The sequence below is a fragment of the Bacillus sp. mrc49 genome, assembly GCF_002803435.1.
The window spans coordinates 1-935 of the sequence record NZ_PHNG01000154.1 but is presented as its reverse complement, the minus strand read 5'-3'; the positions used below and the strand labels follow the sequence as shown (position 1 = coordinate 935).

At 45.9% G+C, this 935-nt stretch carries 2 protein-coding genes; both read right to left on the bottom strand.

Features of this window, described 5'->3' with window-relative positions; genetic code table 11:
• Positions 1-418: amidohydrolase family protein (locus CVN76_RS01060; protein ID WP_157805410.1), on the bottom strand; the 418-nt coding region annotated here is incomplete at its 3' end.
• 65 nt (positions 419-483) lie between these two features.
• Positions 484-935, bottom strand: a 452-nt coding sequence (locus CVN76_RS01055; protein WP_232732041.1) for an ABC transporter substrate-binding protein, incomplete at its 5' end; no start/stop codon positions are given.

Below are 935 nucleotides of genomic sequence, written 5' to 3'. Positions count from 1 at the left end.
TGATGGCGAAAATCGGGTCATCGGATCGCGGCATCGAGCCTAACACACTTACACCTGTTGTCACACCCGCCTTCAATCTCTCAAGGGCGGAGAGCTTTCCTTCGTAGTACCAAAAATCATCGGTTACAAAATGTTTGTACGTATTCGTCATGATCGGCATCCAAAAATCGATATTCTCCATCGCGATGGTCTTGAACATCGAGTGCCCCCCATGGCCATGAACATCTATCAATCCTGGCAATATGCATTGATGGCTGCAATCGATCACTTTTTTCGCCTCATACTTCGATGTCAGTTTTCCGGTTATCCCAACGTCTAAAATCCTTCCTTCATTTATGGCGATGGCCCCATCCGAAAGGATTCGCCTGTTTGGATCCATCGTAATTACAGTCCCGTGAATGAGCAGCAAATCGATCATATTTCCCCTCCTAATCGAGAAGACAGCATAACCGCCGTATGCTGTCTTCTCTTTTGATCCATTCCTTATTGAACGGTTATGTCGTCGAGCATTAAATAATTTGCCGGGTTCAGCCAAAGCCCTTTAACCGTTTCGCCATAAACAGCCAGATGCTCATAGTTACGGATCGGAACATACGGCACCTCTTCCCTTTCGATCTCCTGTGCCTTCGAATAAAGTTCCTTACGTTTGTCGCCATCTGATTCCTGTCGTGCCGCTTCAATCAATTTATCCACCTCAGGATTGCCGTAAAATGAGCTATTCCCTGCTGCACCTTGGGATTTGCTATCAAAAAGATTGAATTGATTATAATCCCCGTCGCCCGTCGCATTGCCCCAGCCGCCTATGGAAACCTGATGCTCACCCTTGGCCGTCGCATCAATATAAGCTCCATACTCAAGAACTTGGATTTTCACCTTGATTCCAATTCCTTTTAATTGGGATTGAATCACCTCTGCCATGTTAATTCTTTCCTTAC